Annotated in this window: 14 protein-coding genes; 8 read left to right on the top strand and 6 right to left on the bottom strand. The window is 61.2% G+C overall.

Annotated elements, in window-relative coordinates; all coding sequences use genetic code 11:
• Positions 1 to 236: 236 nt before the first annotated feature.
• Complete coding sequence (locus QFZ94_RS11830; RefSeq protein ID WP_368586601.1) at positions 237 to 1928, top strand: Na/Pi cotransporter family protein; 1692 nt, start codon at positions 237 to 239, stop codon at positions 1926 to 1928.
• Positions 1929 to 2201: 273 nt separating this feature from the next.
• Entirely contained in the window at positions 2202 to 2474 is a 273-nt protein-coding gene (locus tag QFZ94_RS11835; RefSeq protein ID WP_013091148.1) for a hypothetical protein, read from the top strand.
• Positions 2475 to 2727: 253 nt separating this feature from the next.
• Here QFZ94_RS11835 and QFZ94_RS11840 read toward each other — a convergent pair whose 3' ends face one another.
• From QFZ94_RS11840 to QFZ94_RS11855, 4 genes are all read right to left on the bottom strand, one after another.
• Positions 2728 to 3129, bottom strand: coding sequence for a DUF3597 domain-containing protein (locus QFZ94_RS11840; protein WP_368586602.1), 402 nt, complete (start codon positions 3127 to 3129; stop codon positions 2728 to 2730).
• Positions 3130 to 3243: 114 nt separating this feature from the next.
• Complete coding sequence (locus tag QFZ94_RS11845; protein WP_429457025.1) at positions 3244 to 4116, bottom strand: isocitrate lyase/PEP mutase family protein; 873 nt, start codon at positions 4114 to 4116, stop codon at positions 3244 to 3246.
• Between the two features lie 47 nt (positions 4117 to 4163).
• On the bottom strand, positions 4164 to 5570 hold the full coding sequence (locus QFZ94_RS11850) for an MFS transporter (protein ID WP_429457027.1): 1407 nt from the start codon (positions 5568 to 5570) through the stop codon (positions 4164 to 4166).
• A gap of 65 nt (positions 5571 to 5635) precedes the next feature.
• Entirely contained in the window at positions 5636 to 6310 is a 675-nt protein-coding gene (locus QFZ94_RS11855; RefSeq protein ID WP_368586605.1) for a GntR family transcriptional regulator, read from the bottom strand.
• 638 nt (positions 6311 to 6948) lie between these two features.
• Here QFZ94_RS11855 and QFZ94_RS11860 point away from each other — a divergent pair.
• Genes QFZ94_RS11860 through QFZ94_RS11870 form a run of 3 tightly spaced genes read left to right on the top strand, consistent with a single transcriptional unit; the run spans position 6949 to position 9382 of the window.
• The gene (locus tag QFZ94_RS11860) at positions 6949 to 7974 is read left to right on the top strand and encodes an amidohydrolase family protein (protein ID WP_429457030.1); all 1026 of its coding nucleotides are present in this window, start codon (positions 6949 to 6951) and stop codon (positions 7972 to 7974) included.
• Positions 7975 to 7976: 2 nt separating this feature from the next.
• The gene (gene ligK / locus QFZ94_RS11865) at positions 7977 to 8660 is read left to right on the top strand and encodes a 4-carboxy-4-hydroxy-2-oxoadipate aldolase/oxaloacetate decarboxylase (RefSeq protein ID WP_429457032.1); all 684 of its coding nucleotides are present in this window, start codon (positions 7977 to 7979) and stop codon (positions 8658 to 8660) included.
• A 5-nt stretch (positions 8661 to 8665) separates the two neighbouring features.
• Entirely contained in the window at positions 8666 to 9382 is a 717-nt protein-coding gene (locus tag QFZ94_RS11870) for a substrate-binding domain-containing protein (protein WP_429457034.1), read from the top strand.
• Between the two features lie 64 nt (positions 9383 to 9446).
• On the opposite strand, the gene QFZ94_RS11875 is transcribed toward QFZ94_RS11870, so the two are convergent.
• Both QFZ94_RS11875 and QFZ94_RS11880 read right to left on the bottom strand, forming a co-directional pair.
• Entirely contained in the window at positions 9447 to 10463 is a 1017-nt protein-coding gene (locus QFZ94_RS11875; protein WP_410849843.1) for an ATP-grasp fold amidoligase family protein, read from the bottom strand.
• Positions 10464 to 10522: 59 nt separating this feature from the next.
• Positions 10523 to 11455, bottom strand: coding sequence for a helix-turn-helix domain-containing protein (locus tag QFZ94_RS11880; RefSeq protein ID WP_176107584.1), 933 nt, complete (start codon positions 11453 to 11455; stop codon positions 10523 to 10525).
• An 809-nt stretch (positions 11456 to 12264) separates the two neighbouring features.
• On the opposite strand from QFZ94_RS11880, the gene QFZ94_RS11885 reads away from it, so the two are divergent.
• From QFZ94_RS11885 to QFZ94_RS11895, 3 genes are read left to right on the top strand one after another with little or no spacing between them, the layout of a single operon-like run.
• Positions 12265 to 14586: a polysaccharide biosynthesis tyrosine autokinase gene (locus QFZ94_RS11885; RefSeq protein WP_368586610.1), complete on the top strand. Its 2322-nt coding sequence runs from the start codon at positions 12265 to 12267 to the stop codon at positions 14584 to 14586.
• 59 nt (positions 14587 to 14645) lie between these two features.
• Positions 14646 to 15761 carry a glycosyltransferase family 4 protein gene (locus QFZ94_RS11890; RefSeq protein ID WP_429457038.1) on the top strand — a complete coding sequence of 372 codons (1116 nt, stop codon included), beginning with the start codon at positions 14646 to 14648 and terminating at the stop codon, positions 15759 to 15761.
• A gap of 6 nt (positions 15762 to 15767) precedes the next feature.
• On the top strand, positions 15768 to 17237 hold the full coding sequence (locus tag QFZ94_RS11895; RefSeq protein ID WP_429457040.1) for a hypothetical protein: 1470 nt from the start codon (positions 15768 to 15770) through the stop codon (positions 17235 to 17237).
• The last annotated feature ends 35 nt before the right edge of the window (positions 17238 to 17272 follow it).

A 17272-nucleotide genomic window follows, 5' to 3' on the forward strand; every position in this document is an offset into this window, starting at 1 on the left:
ACGAGGCAATGAATCGCGTTGACTACTGGTCGAATGCTTTGCGAACTCCGGTGTCTCGTTGCCGCCGGCCGCTTTCCCGTCCTTGCCTGCGCGCCGTCTTCCTCATACCCTTAGCGTTAGCCTTAAGTAGCTGCCCCGGACACAGTGCGGCAGACCGCCGCCACGGTCGTCGGTCCGGGGTGCGAAGCCGTCCCTTGCTCTCGCATCTATTCGTGTGATCATCAGAGGCACATCGGATGACTGATTATCTTGCTGACATCGATCCCGACAAGTTGAACATCCTTGGGATCTTCGGGCTGTTGATCGGCGGCCTCGCACTGTTTCTTCTGGGGCTGGAGTTCTTGACCGGCGGGCTCAAGGCGATCGCGGGATCGAAACTGCAGTCGTTGATCGGCGTGCTGACCGCGAACCGGTTTCGTGGCGTGTTGGCGGGTGCCATCGTGACCGCGCTGCTGAACTCGTCGACCATCACGACGGTGCTGATGGTCGGCTTCGTGTCCGCCGGCCTGATGACACTTGCCCAGTCGGTGCCGATGATCATGGGCGCGAACATCGGCTCGACCATCACCGCGCAGATCATCGCCTTCGACGTTTCGCGTCTGACGCCGTACATGCTCTCGATCGGCTTCGTGCTGCACGCGTTTGCCCCGCGCGAGGTGTTGCGGCAGATCGGCCGCGTCGTGCTGGGGCTAGGGCTGCTGTTCATGGGCATCCAGCTGATGGGCGAGTCCACGCATCCGTTGCGCACGTACCAGCCGTTCATCGACGCGATGCAGGACATGCGCAATCCGCTCGTCGGCGTCATCGTGGGGGCGGTCTTTACCGCGATCGTGCAAAGCTCGGCGGCGACGCTCGCGGTCGTCATTGCGCTGAGCGGGCAGGGCCTGATGCCTCTCGAAGCCGCTATTACGCTGATTCTGGGCGCGAATGTCGGCACCTGCGGCACGGCCTTGCTCGCCTCGATCGGCAAGCCACCGGAGGCGGTGCAGGTGGGCGTCGTGCATCTGGTGTTCAATGTGCTCGGCGTCGTGATCGCGCTCTTTCTGATTCCTCAGATGGCGGAATTCGTGCGCTGGATATCGCCGTCGCATCCAGACCTGCAGGGCCTCGAGCGCCTCGCGGCCGAGGCGCCGCGCCAGGTAGCCAATGTGCATACGCTGTTCAGCGTAGCGAACACGCTGCTGCTGATCTGGTTTACCGGTCCGATCGCGCGGTTCGCGCAACTGGTCGTGCCGCAGCGCGCGAAGCCCGCCAAACCCGCGGGCGATCCGCAGTATCTCGACGAGTCGGTGTTGACGGTGCCGGCGCTTGGATTGCAGCGCGTGCGTATCGAGCTGACCCGGCTCGGCATGCAGGTGCTCGAAGTCGTGCAACGCGGCTCCCAGATGGTGTCGACGGGCACGATGGAAGAGATCAATCAGATGCTCGATAAGGACAAGGAAAGCGACCGGCTTTCCTTCGAGATTCTTCAATATATCGGCCGCCTGTCGAAGGGGGAACACTCGGAGGAGGAAGGTCAGCAGATGGTCGGCTATACGCAGGTCACGAGTCACCTCGAGAGCATCAGCGGCATTGTCGGCACGACGCTGCTGAGCGTCGCGCAGCAGCGAATGACGCAGCAGATCGACCTGTTGCGCCTGCGCGATGCGGCGACCACGCAGTTTTCCGAGGCGGTGATCCGCAATCTCGAGCAGGCGATTCGCACGATCGAGGCGCCCGATCCGGACGAAGTGGCGAAAGTCATCGACGCGAAAGCCGGCATCGAGAAACTCGCCGCGACCGCGCGTCAGGTCGTGCTCGCGAAGCTTCAGCTGGCCGACAAGACGGACGTCGTCACGTTCCGGCTCGCGATGGATCTGATCGAGCAGGGGCGGCAGATCGCGCAGTTTGCGCGGGCCATTGCGAAAAACGTGGCGGCGCTTCAATAGATTCAAGGGCGATCGATATATTCGCGCGGAACTGATCGCCAGCACACGTAGGTGCGGGTTGCACGACGGTTAAACTTGTGGCGTGTCATCCTCGTGACACGCTTTCAAAGAGAGTGGGATTGCCCGCCTTTGCTGTGCGGGCTTTTTTCTTGTCGCGCGGGTTGTGGTATCAGTGGTGAAGCTTGCAACACCTGTAACGAATTAACACACGCCGCGTCCATTATTTGATAGCCTTTGTCGCAGCAGAGCATTGAACTCAAGGAGGGATTCACCATGATAAGGTGGCTTGCTAACTGGGCTTCACAACATGCTCCTACTCCCGAGAAACAGGCCGAACGCGCGCTGAACAACTTGCGCATGGAACTGTTTCAGGCCGAACAGCTGGTGCTCGACGCACAGCTGCGTGCCGATTACTATCGGGCTCGCCTGACCTTCCTCGAAGAAGTCACGAGAAAGGGAATCGAACAGGTGTCGGACGAACGCAAGGCTCCTCTGGAGCCTCCCCAGCCACTGCGGCCGGGACTCAAGCTCACCGCGGCGCAATAGCCGCGTGTATTCCATCGCAATGTGTTCGGTCACCCGCGTTTCGATACGTGGCTGACGGCAATCGTGCTGTCCGGGGCGCGTGCAGTGCGCGTTTTTGCCATCCGATTGCGCGAGCATTGATTGCCGCGCCGAGAAGGTTCGAGTTGCCCGGTCAGTGAATCGACCGGGCAACTTCGTCTGAGCGATTGATTTTTACTGCGGGACGTTCACTGCACTGAGTTTCGCTTTCTGCGAAACGCCTGGTTTGTCGTGCCTAGCTTGCCAGATCGGGTGGCAGCTTGCCGCCGTTTGCCGCGAGTGCCTGCATGACCTGCTTATGCAGCCAGATGTTCATGCTCGCTGAGTCGTTCATATCCCCGCTGTACTTCAATTCCTGCGCAAGCTGCTTGCGGTGTTCGAGACTGCTGTCGACACCGAGCGCCTTCATCGTGTCGACAATCGACGTACGCCAGTTCAACGTCTGTCCGCTTTCGCTGACGAGTTGATCCATCACCGCGGCCACGTCGACGTCGGACAGCGGTGCGGGTGCGGCGGGCGCGTTGGGCGTCGCGGCTTGCGCGGCGGCCGGGTCGGGGGTGGGTTCCGTCGCGGGGGGAGGTTGGTCCGGCTTCGCTTTGCCGAACAGCTTGTGCACGATGTCACCAAAAATACTCATTTCCGAAATCTCCGCGGTTGAATGACGAATGCGAGTGGGGGCGCTCGCGGGACATGCCCCCGATATGCTACGCGTCTGGCACGCTGAAAAACGTAATATTTTGTCAGCTCGTCGTCATTCGGCGTGCTCACGGTCGAACTGCCATACCGCTGGGAAGCCCATCAGATTGCACATTTCGGAGAACGGATACATGGTGTTTTCCATGTGCGTTGTGCCACGCTGCGCCTTGATCTGACCGTAGATATCGTGCAGTGCTTTCGCGACCGCGAGAAAGCCCGATGCCGGATAAATCGCAATCGAAAAACCGAGCTTCTGCAATTCAGCCGGGGTCAGTTGCGGCGTGCGCCCGCCTTCGACGATGTTCACGAGCAGCGGCGTATCGAACGTGCGTGCGATCATCTCCAGCTCTTCGACGGTTTCCGGCGATTCGATGAACAATACATCGGCGCCCGCCTTGGCGAACGCTTCGCCCCGCCGCAATGCTTCGTCGAGTCCGCGCGATGTGCGAGCATCGGTGCGCGCGACGATCTGGAAGTTTGCGTCGTCACGCGTCTCGACCGCGACCTTGATCTTCTTCACCATATCGTCGAGCGCAATCACTTTGCGGCCTGGCGTGTGGCCGCATTTCTTCGGAAACTCCTGGTCTTCGAGCTGGATGCCAGCCGCGCCGGCGCGCTCGTAGCCGCGTACCGTGTGCGCGACGTTCAGGAGACCGCCGTAGCCGGTGTCGCCGTCGCAGATCAAGGGCGTGTTGGCGGCGCCACAAAACGCGGTGACGCGATCGACCATGTCGGTATAAGTGGCGAGGCCTGCATCGGGCAGGCCGAGGTAGGACGCGACCGTGCCGAAGCCCGTCATGTACAGGCAATCGAATTGCATCGAGTCGGCCATCTTCGCTGAGATCAGATCGAAGATGCCGGGGGCGGTGACGATTTCCGGTTGGGCGAGACGTGCCTTCAATTGCTGACGTTTATGCAGTGCGTTCATGCTATTTCCGTTTGATGACGATGAATGTGCGCCGATTCGAGGGCGGATCATTGACGCGGTTCACGCGCGACCGATGCGCCGGCGAGCGCGGTGTCGATATCGACTGTGGGCGGCGGCGCGATGTCTTCGAGCGAGCGCTGATTCGTTTCGATGCCGAACACCGCGAGAATCGCGGCCATCGCGACGAGCACGCCGACAATCACCGACAGCACGTCGCGCACACCGCCCGTCGCATACATGACGACCACCAGCTGCGGTGCAAGAATCCCGGCGATGCGGCCCGCGCAACCGGCAATGCCGTTCGCGCGCATGCGGATTTCCGTGGCGAACAGCTCGGGGATGTAAGTGGCGATGCCGAGCGCGACCATCAGATAGGTGAGCGTGAATAGCAGGAAGCCGAGTACTGTGGCGGTCGCGACGTTCGTCGAGTGTCCGTACAGCCAGCCGACCACGGCGGCGATCACCGCGACCGCAATGAGCCCATTTTTACGGCCTATCCGGTCCGCGATCAGCACGCCGAGGAAGGCGCCGGCGGGACCGCCGAGCGACATCAACGTCGTATAACCGAGCGACGACGCCATGCCGAGACCTTGCTTGATCAGGAAGGTCGGCACCCAGACAATGAAGCCGTAGATCACGACGTTGACGGCGATCTGCACGCAGATCGCCAGCAGCGTGCGGCGAATCTGCGGCCCTTTGAATAATTCGAAGAGCGTGGTGGAGCGCGGTGCGGCAGCGGCCGAGTCGAACGAAGGCTTGAAGGGCGGCAGCGGCTCACCCTTTGCCGATTCGGCTTCCGCCGCGCGAAGAATCGCATCGGCTTCGGCGTAGCGGCCCTTCGATTCGAGCCAGCGCGGCGACTCCGGCATCTTCTTGCGAATCACCCAGACGATCAACGCGCCGACGCCGACGATTGCAAACATCGCGCGCCAGCCGATCGACGGAATGATCAGATAGCCGATGAACGTCGAGAAGAACAGCGCGGAGTTGGTGATCAGCGACAGGTACGCGGACCACTTGCCGCGCACGGCCGGCGGAATGAACTCGCCGACCGATCCATAACCGACGACGATTTCCGCGCCAAGCCCGAGGCCCATGAAGAAACGGCAGACGATCAGCCACGTCATGTTCGGCGCGAGCGCGCCGGCGAACGACGCGAGACCGAAGATCGCGAGATTGAATTGATAGGTGAACTTGCGGCCTTTTGCATCGCCCAGCAAACCGGCCGTGAATGCGCCCAATAACATGCCGACGAAGGTCGACGATAGAAACGCCGCATTCAATTGCATTGTCGACCAGCCGCTCTTCGCGAGCGCGCCGAGCACGCCGCCGGCAAGGTAGATATCGAACGAATCGAGAAACATGCCTCCGCCGATCAGCCAGAGGATGCGCCGGTGAAAACCGGAGAGGGGCAGTCTGTCCAGTCTTGGACCAGCGTTCACGGTGCTCGGCATTTCACGTCTCCTGCGTCGTTATGGGACGGGTATTCGTGGGTGCTTCGATGCGTGGGCTACGGCGGCTACGACGAAGGGTGCTCCCTTTGATAGCGGTCGAGCACCGCTTTCTCGGCGGCGAGGATATGACAACGGGTGATCGCCTCGGCCCAGGCGGCATTGCGATTCTCGAGCGCCTGCACGATTTCGAAGTGCTGGCGTGCGCTGCTGGCGCGGTGTTCGTCGTTGTAGGAGTCGAAGGTCCACTTGATCAGCGGGGTTTCCTTCATCGACGTCAACGAACGGTCGAGACGCGCATTGCCCGCCGCGGCCGTGATGATCGAATGGAACTCGCCATTGGCGGCGAACCATGCTTCGGTCGTTTCAGGCGTGGATGCTTGCCGCGTGATGGCCGACATCTGTTCCGCGAGTGTGCGGAGCCGTTCGATTTCGGCCGCGCCGATGTTCAATGCGGCGCGCCCGGCGAGAAATGGTTCGATCAGAAGCCGCGCTTCGAAGATTTCACGCGCGTCCTGCAGCGACCATGCCTTGACCCGCACGCCATAGTTCGGGCGGATCTCGACCCAGCCCTCGGCGCCGAGACGGCGCAGCGCTTCACGCACCGGTGTGCGGCTCACACCGAGGCTTTTGGCGAGCTGTTCTTCGCGCAGATACTGGCCTGCGCCAAAGCGGTGCTCGGCAAGCGACTGCTTGATCGCCAGATAGACGTCGTCCGGCGATCGCGTCGGCGGGGTCTGCATTGTATGCAAATTGCTCTCCTTAACGGCGAGATGGCCGGTAACTCAGCCGATTGACGGATACATTGTATGCAAAGTCGTGAAGCTGAGGCTCGGTGCTTTCCCTGGCAGATGCAGCGTGACGCGACGGCTTCGGCTACCGGGACGCCAGCTTCTAACCGACGTATCTGAAGGGGAACCGGTCATCTGCTTTTTCTCTTGTGGGCCCTTTTTTCGTGGGGCAAATCCGCTGCAAGCGCGGCGCATTCACGTCGATCGCAAAAGCGGGGCGTCTCGCTGTCGTTCTATGCGAGTTCGTTCCCGCGTCATCTGTTTTGTTTATCAGCTGGTGTCCAAACTAGCTTTCGGCAGGGCCGCTTCGAAGGGCGGTGGGACTAGGTTGAACGCCTGTCCGGCGCGGCGTGGCGCGAGTCGGACGGACTTCGGCGACGCTATGCCGAACGCTGAAAATGCGGATACTCGCTTCGACCATATGGTTAACCCGCGCTTTGGCCCGCGAAGGACGAAACGTACCGTCACGCCAATTGATTGAGAAGGGCGTGTAGGGGTCCCATCGTCACGCGCACTGACGCACGCAGGAACGTGGCGCGCGTGCAGTCCGCGCGCGCCCGCTGGTCAAATTCATCTACTGAGGAATCACGGTGATCATCGACATTCACGGCCACTACACCACCGCGCCCAAAGCGCTGGAGACGTGGCGTAACCGCCAGATCGCAGGCATCAAGAGTCCGTCCGAGATGCCGGCGGTGTCCGAATTGCAGATCAGCGACGAGGAGCTGCGCGAGTCGATCGAAAACAACCAGTTGAAACTGATGCGCGAGCGCGGCCTCGATCTGACGGTCTTCAGTCCGCGTGCGAGCTTCATGGCGCATCACATCGGTGACTTCGAAATCTCCAGCACGTGGGCCGCGATCTGCAATGAACTGTGCTATCGCGTGAGCCAGCTGTTTCCGGAGAACTTCGTGCCGGCCGCGATGCTGCCGCAAAGTCCGGGTGTCGATTCGGCCACCTGTATTCCCGAACTCGTCAAATGCGTCGAGCAGTACGGCAATGTCGCGATCAATCTGAATCCCGATCCGTCCGGCGGCCACTGGACCAGCCCGCCGCTGTCGGACCGCTCGTGGTACCCGATCTACGAGAAGATGGTCGAGTACGACATTCCCGCGATGATCCACGTGAGCACCAGCTGCAACGCGTGCTTCCACACCACCGGTTCTCACTACCTGAACGCGGATACCACCGCGTTCATGCAATGCCTGACCTCGGACCTGTTCCGCGATTTCCCGACACTGCGTTTCGTGATTCCGCACGGCGGCGGCGCGGTGCCGTATCACTGGGGTCGTTTCCGCGGCCTCGCGCAGGAAATGAAGAAGCCGTTGCTGAAGGACCATCTGCTGAACAACGTGTTTTTCGACACCTGTGTCTACCATCAGCCGGGTATCGATCTGCTCACGCACGTGATTCCCGTCGACAACATCCTGTTCGCGAGCGAGATGATCGGCGCGGTGCGCGGCATCGATCCGGAAACCGGTCACTATTTCGATGACACGAAGCGTTACGTTGAAGCGGCGGATATGAACCCGCAGCAGCGCTACAAGATCTACGAGGGCAACGCGCGGCGCGTCTATCCGCGTCTCGATGCCTTGCTGAAAACGAAGGGGCTGTAATCATGTATGAAATCGGAGTCGTCTATCGCAACATCCAGCGCGCGGATGCGGACGTGGCCGCCCAACTCGGCGCGCTCGGTTCGGCCACCGTGCATGAAGCCATGGGCCGCACGGGCCTGCTCCAGCCGTATATGCGCCCGGTCTATACCGGCGCGCGCGCGAGCGGCACGGCCGTCACGGTGCTGCTGCAACCGGGCGACAACTGGATGCTGCACGTCGCGGCCGAACAGATCCGCCCGGGCGACGTCGTCGTCGCGGCTGTCACCGCTGAGAGCACCGACGGCTACTTCGGCGATCTGCTCGCGACCAGCTTCCAGGCGCGCGGCGCGCATGCGCTGATCATCGACGCCGGTGTGCGCGACGTCAGCGTGCTGACCGAAATGAACTTCCCGGTCTGGAGCAAGGCGATTTCCGCGAAGGGCACGGTCAAGGCGACGCTAGGCTCGGTGAACATACCGGTCGTGTGCGCGGGCGCACTGGTCACGCCGGGCGACGTCGTCGTTGCCGATGACGACGGCGTGGTCGTGGTGCCGGCGGCCGCCGCGCAAGCGGTGCTCGATAAGGCCGCGGCACGCGAGGCGAACGAAGTCGAGAAGCGCGCGAAACTCGCCTCCGGTGTGCTCGGTCTCGACATGTACAACATGCGCGGGCCGCTCGAGCAGGCCGGACTGCGTTACAAGGACTGACAGGCGTGGTCGCGGAGATCAACGGTCACGCCGTGCGTGCGCCGATCACCGGCATTTCGTCGATGGCGACACGCCAGGTGCTCGCCGAACTCGCCGCATCGTACGAGCGGCGTACGGGGCAGGGCGTCACGATCGAATCGGTTGGTGGCGTCGATGCGGCGCGCCGGGTCGAGGCTGACGAAGTCTTCGATATCGTCGTGCTCGCCGCCGACGCGATCGAGCGGCTCGTCGCGATGGGTTGCGTCGAGGCGGCGAGCCGCGTCGGGCTTGCACGCTCGGGCATCGCGGTCGCGGTCGCGGCCGGAGCAACGCACCCGGACATCGCGACCGAAGCGGCGCTGCGCGACGCGATTCTCAGTGCGCGCAGCATCGGTTACTCGACGGGGCCGAGCGGCACGCATCTGCTGAAGCTGTTCGAACGCTGGGGCATTGCCGGGCAGATCGCTTCGCGGATCGTGAAGGCGCCGCCGGGTGTGCCGGTCGGCACGCTCGTCGCGCGCGGAGAAGCCGCACTCGGCTTTCAGCAGATGAGTGAATTGATTCATGTGCCGGGTATCGACGTGCTCGGCGAGCTTCCTGCCGCCATCCAGTCCACCACGACTTTCACCGCCGCGATCTGCACGGCGGCGCGCCACCGTGAAGCGGCGCAAGCGTTGCTGGCGTTTCTGGCCTCGCGCGAGGCCGACGGAGCAAAGCTGCAAAACGGAATGTTTCCGGCTTGATGGTGGGCGACGTTCGCCGCCCAGGCTCGATGGCGGAATCCAAACGCAGCGAAAGAAAGCGGATTCAAGCCATCAGCTTGCCCCACTCGTAATCGATACTGTCCGGCGTGAACGGCAGCACGCCCGCGCCGGGCGTAAATGTCAGTTCGCCGAAGTAAACGCGGTCGTCCGGCGCGTACAGGTCCACTCGCACATAGTCGAAGTCTTCGCACAGACGGACCGCGATATCGAGCACAGCGTCCAGATTCGGCGGGCGCGGACCAGGCGCCGCGCTGCGCTTGTAGTCGCCGATGGCGATATCGAGGTGATTCCAGTCGACGTCGTACACGTCGCCGTGCGTTGCGGTACCGAAGCGGTCGGAGATCACGAGGATATAGATGATCGGCCCCCCAGGCCGGCCGCCGAAGCAGTGCATCTTGAGATCGGCCGGAATCTGACCGCGCTGATCGAGCAGCAGCTTCTCGAAGAACACGCGCGGCTCGATCGACCGATAGTGCCGTTCGCGCCCAACGTAATAGAATTCGGTGCGCAGCCACTGATCGGCGAGTGCCTTCAGCTTGTCGAACGAGGTCTCCGATTTATTTCTCACCACTTCCACGAAACTGCTGCCGTGATTGGCTTTCATCACGAAAGAATTGGGCAGCGCGTCGAACACTTCGGGTGTGAATACATCGGGCGCTGCGATCAGCGGTATCAAATGCTTGTCACCGATTTTCCGCGCAATATAGTCCCGCACCAGCAGCTTGTCGGTCAGGTCGATATAACGCGGATCCGGGTGAAGATTGCGCTGCAGGATCTTCTCATTGAACGTCACCGGACGAATCAGATTCGGATAACGGCCAGTGCATTTGTGATGTAACAGGCTTAGGAAAAGGGCATCCGGCAATAAGGTCTTCGCCGCTTCCTTGATCTTTCTCACGGTAGATGGCGCTTGCTCCTGCGCGAAATGCGCGCCTGCGTGCAGGCCCGGCCGCTCGCAGGTCGCAGCCACGGCACTGTCAACGGATTGTAGGGAGGCCATGTTTTCCGGCGCGACGGCCGCGTCCTCCGCGGCCAGTTCGGCGGTTTTGATGATCGTCATGTTCTTATCCCTTTGCGGTCGAGCCGACTATTCGTGCTCGGAGTAACAGGGAATTGAAATCAAAGCGTCAGCGGCGCTTGCCGCAACATCTCGGTCGCGGCACTCCAGCTTTCCTCCGGTGTCAGCCAGCGTTCTTCCGCATCCACATGTTGTTGCGCGCGGAATTGCGTCGGCGACATGCCATAGCGCTCCTTGAATAGCCGCCCGAGCCGATTACCGTCGCCCATTCCGCAGCGACGCGCGATCTTATCGACCGGCAAATCGGTATTTTTCAGCATCGAGCGAACGATCTCGAAGCGGGTGCGCAGCAGATATTCGAGTGGCGTCATGCCGAACTCGCATTTGAAACGGCGCTGAAAATTGCGCTTGCTCATCGCCACCGACTCGGCCGCCTGAGCAACAGAAATAGCCTTGCTGTAGTTCTCCTTGATCCAGCGCGCCGATTCGCGAATCTTCTCGGTCGTCGTCGTGATATTGACGTCGTCGAGCTCCGAACGGCTCTTCTCGGCATAGCCGGTTTGCAGGATGCGGCCGATTTTGCGGGCCGTGTCGGTGTTGATGTCGCGTTCGATCTGCGCGAGCGCGAGATCGGTCGGCGTCACATTGCTTTGCGTGCGCGCGGCGTCACCGCTGTCGTCGAACAGAAAAATCGGCACGATCGATTGCAGCGGATCGTTGCAGACGACCGCGAGATTCGCACCCTGTTGCATGCCGAAAGATGCGATCGATCCTTGCAGCGAGATCCACGACAGAAACCGGTCATTGGATTCGGCCACTTCTGTGACGTCGCGACAGGCCACGAAGAACGCGTGGAAATCCGCGAGGCAATAGCGTTCGAGGCCTTGCGTCCAGATCGATATGCCGGACGAACTGGTCACCAGACCACCGCCGTCGGATACCACGGTAAACCGGTATGGCGCCTCTTCGCCAGCCGTTCTCTTGAACTCATTGGCAAGCCGAAACGCGTCGCCAATCGCGCCGGTACTTGCCATCGAACAATCCTGAAAGACGAATAGACCAATGTGCTTCATCACGCGAGCTTCTCCAGACAGGAAAATCTACGCATTGAGATTAGCGCATCGATTTCGGTCAGACGAGCTTGGCCGGCATGCGTGGGTGTTTTGGCGTAATCGTCAAGATTCGAGAAATTCTTACCTCGCCATTCGACGAATTGCGTGCTACTAATTAACGTTGCACGGAATTTTTTTCCAGATCAATTAGCGCGATTTTTGCAGGCGAGAAGCCAGGGCATCGGCGGAATGCGCCGAGTGGCTTGGAATCGGCACGATTTGCGGGATATCAACGGCATTCTTTGCACTCCCGTTGCGGATTTGGCGTTCTGTCGCGATGTACGGCGCCTATCGTATAACTCTGTTACAGCAATTGCAGATCGCAACAAGCCTTTCCAGCTTCTGTTTCATTTGTAAAAGGCTCCGCATTATCGGCCAATAGCACCCTACTTTGGGCCGCCGGCGAATGCCTCGATCCTTTGCGGACTATGCTTCACCGCAACATCGAGAGAGAAATTGTCAATCGCGAATTACGTGAATGGCGGGCACCGCATTCGCTGATTCGTGAGAAGAACAATCGGCAATGCCGCGGTGGATAAGCAACAGGTGTGTAGCCTTCCGTGGTTCGAGAGGTCCCGAACACGGCTCCCCGACCTAACCCGACACAGCACGTCGCTTCGCCGTGCTGCCAGCCAATCCAGGGTCTATCCGGCCGGCGGCATAAAAAGCGACGTGGCGACGCAAAGCGATCGTCGATCGTTTTGTTTCATCAACCTGCAAGGATCAGACCGGTGGATTACTATCCGCAAAACTCGCTCTATCCCGCTGTTGATACCGAGCGCAGACAACTCAGTGCCAGCGGGATGCTCACGCTAATGCGTGACCACATCTGGGAGATCGTGGTGACGACGGTCGTCGTCCTCACGCTCGCGGTCGCGTATCTTCTGATTGCCACCCCTATCTATTCCGCCGACGTAATCGTTCGTGTGGACCCGCCCGAGCCAAATGCGCTTGGACTTGCGTTGCAGAACCAGGACCTGTTGCCGCCGCCGACGCCGTCGTCGGTAACGGAAATGGCGGTGATGGAAAGCCGATCGGTTTTGCAGCCGGTGATCGATCAGTTCCGTTTCGACATTTCGGTAAAGCCGCGCAAGCTTCCGGTGCTCGGCGACATCGCCGAAAAATTTGCTACACCGGGACAGCCTGCGGCGCCGTGGCTCGGCCTGAAATCGTATGCATGGGGCGGTGAGCGCGTGCAGATCGCCGCGCTCGACGTGCCGCGCGAACTCGAGGAAGAGAAGCTGACCTTGACCGCACTGGACAATGGCGGCTTCGAATTGCACGGCCCGTCCGGCGAATTGCTGGCGAGTGGCACGGTCGGCATGCCGGTCAAGCAGAACGGCGTGTCGATGCTCGTGAAGGAGCTCGCTGCGCGGCCCGGCACGAAATTCGAAGTGATCCGCTGGAATGAGCTCGATGCGATCAAGCACTTCGAGAGCCTGATCAAGATCGGCGACAAGGTGAAAGACTCGGGGCTGCTGCAAATCCAGTACCGCGACAAGAGTCCGGACAAAGCCGCTGCCGTCGCCAATGCATTGGGACAGCAATACCTCGCATCCGCGGTGGCGAGCCGGCAGTCGAACGACACGCAGACGCTCGCGTTCATTAACGGCGAACTCCCGCGTCTACTCGGCGATCTGCGAAAAGCCGAGGAAGCGCTGAAGAACTTCCGCTCGAACTCGCAATCGATGCAGCCGACCAACGAGGCGCAAGCCTATTTGCAGGGCGGCCTCGATCTCGACAAGCAGATCGCGACGTTGCAATTGCAGCGCACGCAAATGCTCGAGCGGTATACGCCGCAGAGCCGCTGGGTGCAGAACATCGACGAGCAACTGGCGCAATTGAAAGAAGCGAAAGCGAAATTCTCCGACCATTTCAACGGCATGCCGGCGTCGGAGCGCGAGAGCGTCGATCTGATCCGCGCGCAGAAGGTCGCCGAGACGGTGTATCTCGGCATGGTCCAAAAGGCTGAGCAATTGCAGGTGCGCCGCGCCAGCACGACGGGCGGCGCGCACATTCTCGATCCTGCGATGAGACCGCATATGCCGGTCATGCCGCAGCCGATTCTCGTGCTCGGCGGCGGATTGGTGCTCGGTATGGTGTCTGGCGTCGTGTTGGTCTTCATGCGCCGCCACGTGATGGTCGGCGTGACCGACCCGCGCTACGTCGAGCGCCAGATGAGCGTGCCGGTGTTTGGCGAGATTCTGTTCAGCCATCAGCAACTGCTGCTCGATCGCGATGCGACCGCGGGCCGCAAGTCTCTGCCGCCAGCGACCGGGCGTGCCCATCCGCCGCTGCAGAAGAGTCTGCACGAGATTCAGCTCGATACGGGGATTCCTAACAGGATTCTCGCCGCGCGCTTTCCGCACGACACATCGGTCGAAGCGCTGCGCAGCGTACGGACCGCCGTCACGCGGGATCTCGCGCATGCACGCAACAACATCGTCATGGTCATCGGCCCCACGCCGTCCGCTGGCAAGAGCTTCGTCGCCGCGAATCTGGCGATCCTGCACGCGGAGGTCGGCCAGCGCGTGGTGCTGATCGATGCTGATATGCGGCGCGGCCACCTCGCCTCGCTATTCAACGAGAGCAATCGTGGAGGCCTATCCGAAGTGCTGTCCGAACGCTTGCCGCTGCGCAATGCGTTGCGCTCGACCCGCATCGACGGATTGACGTTCCTGTCGTGCGGCGTGCGCCCGGAGAATCCCGCCGCGCTGCTGATGAAGCCGCGCCTGAAGGATGTGCTCGAACGGCTGTCGAGCCAGTTCGACCTGGTGATCATCGATACGCCGCCTTTCCTCGCGGTCACCGACGCGTCGATCATCGCGAACGAGGCGGGCGCTTCGCTGCTCGTGCTGCGTTCTGGTATGCAGAGCGAGGAGGAGATCGCCGACACGATCAGAAAGGTGGAGCGCGCGGAAGGGCGCATCGCGGGCGCGGTGTTCAACGGCATACCGCTGCGTCGGAGCACGAAGAATTACGGCTACGAAACGAACTATGCCAGCGATTTCGGCGAGAACGACGCCGGGCAGCAAGCGCCGCGAGGCGCCTGAGCGTGTGAAGACCTCAACGCGGTAAAGCGCGTTCGCGATGGCGTACAACGGAGAAGCAGATGGCCTTTGCAATCAACGGAAAGTTTACTTCGCAATCCATCACGGGGGTTCAACGCGTGGCGTATGAGCTGACGAGGGCCATGCAGATGCGCGCCGCGCCCGGTGACGCGCCGGAATTATTCGTGCCAAAAAATGCACGGGAGCCCGGGGCCCTGCTCAAACCGCAGCGGCGCATCCCGTGGCTGCGCGGCACGTTGTGGGAGCAGATCTCGCTGCCGATCGCGGCACGCGGCATCACGCTGCTGAGTCTGTGCAATACGAATCCGCTGTTCAAGCACAGTCAGGTCGTGATGGTTCACGACATGGCCGTTTTCGACGTGCCGCAAGGCTTTTCGCGGAAATTCCGGCTCTGGTATCGAATCGTTTTCACGCTATTGCCGCGCACGCATCCGATCGTTCTGACGGTGTCGACGTATTCGAAAACGCGGATCTGCCATCACCTGAAGATCGACGAATCGCGTGTGAAAGTGGTGGCGCCCGGCGCGGATCATCTCGATCGGATCGTAGCCGACACGTCGGTGCTGCAACGGCTCGAATTGAACAAGGACGCTTATTGCGTAATCGTCGGCAGTCTCGACCCGCGCAAGAATCTGCGCGGCGTGCTCGATGCAATCGCGCGGCTCGGGCATCTGCGCGACGTGAAATTCGTCATCGTGGGAAAACAGTATCCGCGCATCTTCAGCAGTGCGGGCGTCGAGAATCCGCTGCATTCCAGACAAGTGGTGTGGGCCGGATTCGTGTCCGACGAGGAGCTGAAGGGGCTCTACGAGAACGCTGGATGCCTCGTGTTTCCGTCGTTGTACGAAGGCTTCGGCCTGCCGCCTCTGGAAGCGATGTATTGCGGCTGTCCGGTGATCGCGTCGACGCGGACGTCGATACCGGAAGCGTGCGGGGATGCGGCGATGTACTGCGACGCGGCTTGCGCGGACGACATCGCCGCAAAGATCGCGCAGATGATGAGCGACGCCGATCTTCGCCAGCGATACCGCAGCGCGGGGGTGCTGCATGCACGCGAGTTTCGCTGGGAGCGCGCGGCGCAACGGGTGCTCGAAATCCTCGATGTAAAGACCGGCGAGCGGCTGCCTGAACTGGCACCGCGCGCGTCAGCGAGCTAGCGATGGATGGCCACGAACATGGATCGCATGAAGACCCGTGCTGGCAGAAGACGTGCATTGCGCACACTCGCCGCGTTGGCGGCGGGCGCGGCAGCGCCGTTATCGGATATCAGCCCCGCTCTCGCGTTGGTACAGGACCCTGCGCCCGCGCGCGCGCGCGGCCGCATGATGAGCGATCTGATCGGCGTGAACGGCTGGGCCGGATCGGCTGCCGACATCGAAGTGTGGCGAGCGATGGGCATTAGCTGGGGGCGCGACACGGTCGGCCCGGGCCAACCTGATCGGCGGGGCGAGCCGATGCGCATCGACAAAACCAGCTCGGCGTACGATGTCGACCTGCCGTCCAGACTCTTGCGAAATGAACACAATGGAATCGGTTCGCTGCTGATGCTCGGCTTTACGCCGAGATGGAATGCGAGCGTGCCGGGCGAAAACAATTCGGCACCCGTCGACGTGGATGCATGGAAGCAGTACGTCGACGCGGTGGTCCGCAAGTATTCCGCGCCGCCTTTTAACTTGCGCTATTTCCAGATCTGGAACGAGGCGGCTGGAAAATTGTCCGGCGGCTTGCAGCAGTCGGTGTTCTGGCGCGGCCCGGGGTTCAGCAAGGACGAAAAACGCTCGAGACCGTATGAGCGCGCGATGCAGGATTACGTCGAGCGGGTTCATATTCCGGCGGCCCGCATCATTCGCAGTCATCACGCGTACGTGGTGTATGGCGGCTGGCCCGACCAGGGCGGGCTCGACAACTTCTACCGCTGGCTCGAATATCGCAGTCCGACATTGAAAGAGCGCATGCTCGATTGGGTCGACTACATCGACACGCACTATTTGCCGGTCGCCGACATGGAACCGCTGTACCAGAGGTACGTGAAGAACGGTCCGGCGCGCGGCATCTGGCAAACGGAGATCGGCAACGAGTACATGAAAGACCCGCACTATTTGCCGCGCTATTTTTTCGACTTCGCGGTGTGGGCGCTCGGCAGGAATTGGGACGATCCGAACAAGTACGTCTCGATGATCTATCACTGGGAGGGCTATGAACCCTATCGTCTCACGCACCCCGGTCCGCCTGAACGAACCTACAACGTTTCCGGTCGAAGCTTGGTCGTGTTGCGACAAACAGTGGGTGGGCATCTGGCGAGTTTTTCGAAGCCGCTGCAATGCGGTCCCGGTGTTGCTGCAAATGCTTTGCTTTCCGGCAACGACCTCGTGATGCAAGTGAGCAGCAGCGCGGGCTGGCAGAACATTTCGATCGGCGGGCTGCAGGCGCTGCGCTCGCGTGCGGTAAAGGCCGATTTCATCGACGCGGTGAGTGGCGAGGCGAGCGCACCGGGCAATGTTGCATTGAGTTGGGACAACGATCTGATGAACGTGCGATTCAAGGTACCCGACAAGGTGAATGGTGCTGGCAATAATCCGCCCAAACATCTGGCTTATCTCGTGGTACGTAGTGCGGCGCAGCCAGTGGCATAGCGAGATTTCGCGAGCTCGACGGCCGCCGGGAGCCG

This window comes from Paraburkholderia sp. JPY465 (assembly GCF_050436725.1).
GTDB classification, from domain to species: domain Bacteria; phylum Pseudomonadota; class Gammaproteobacteria; order Burkholderiales; family Burkholderiaceae; genus Paraburkholderia; species Paraburkholderia youngii.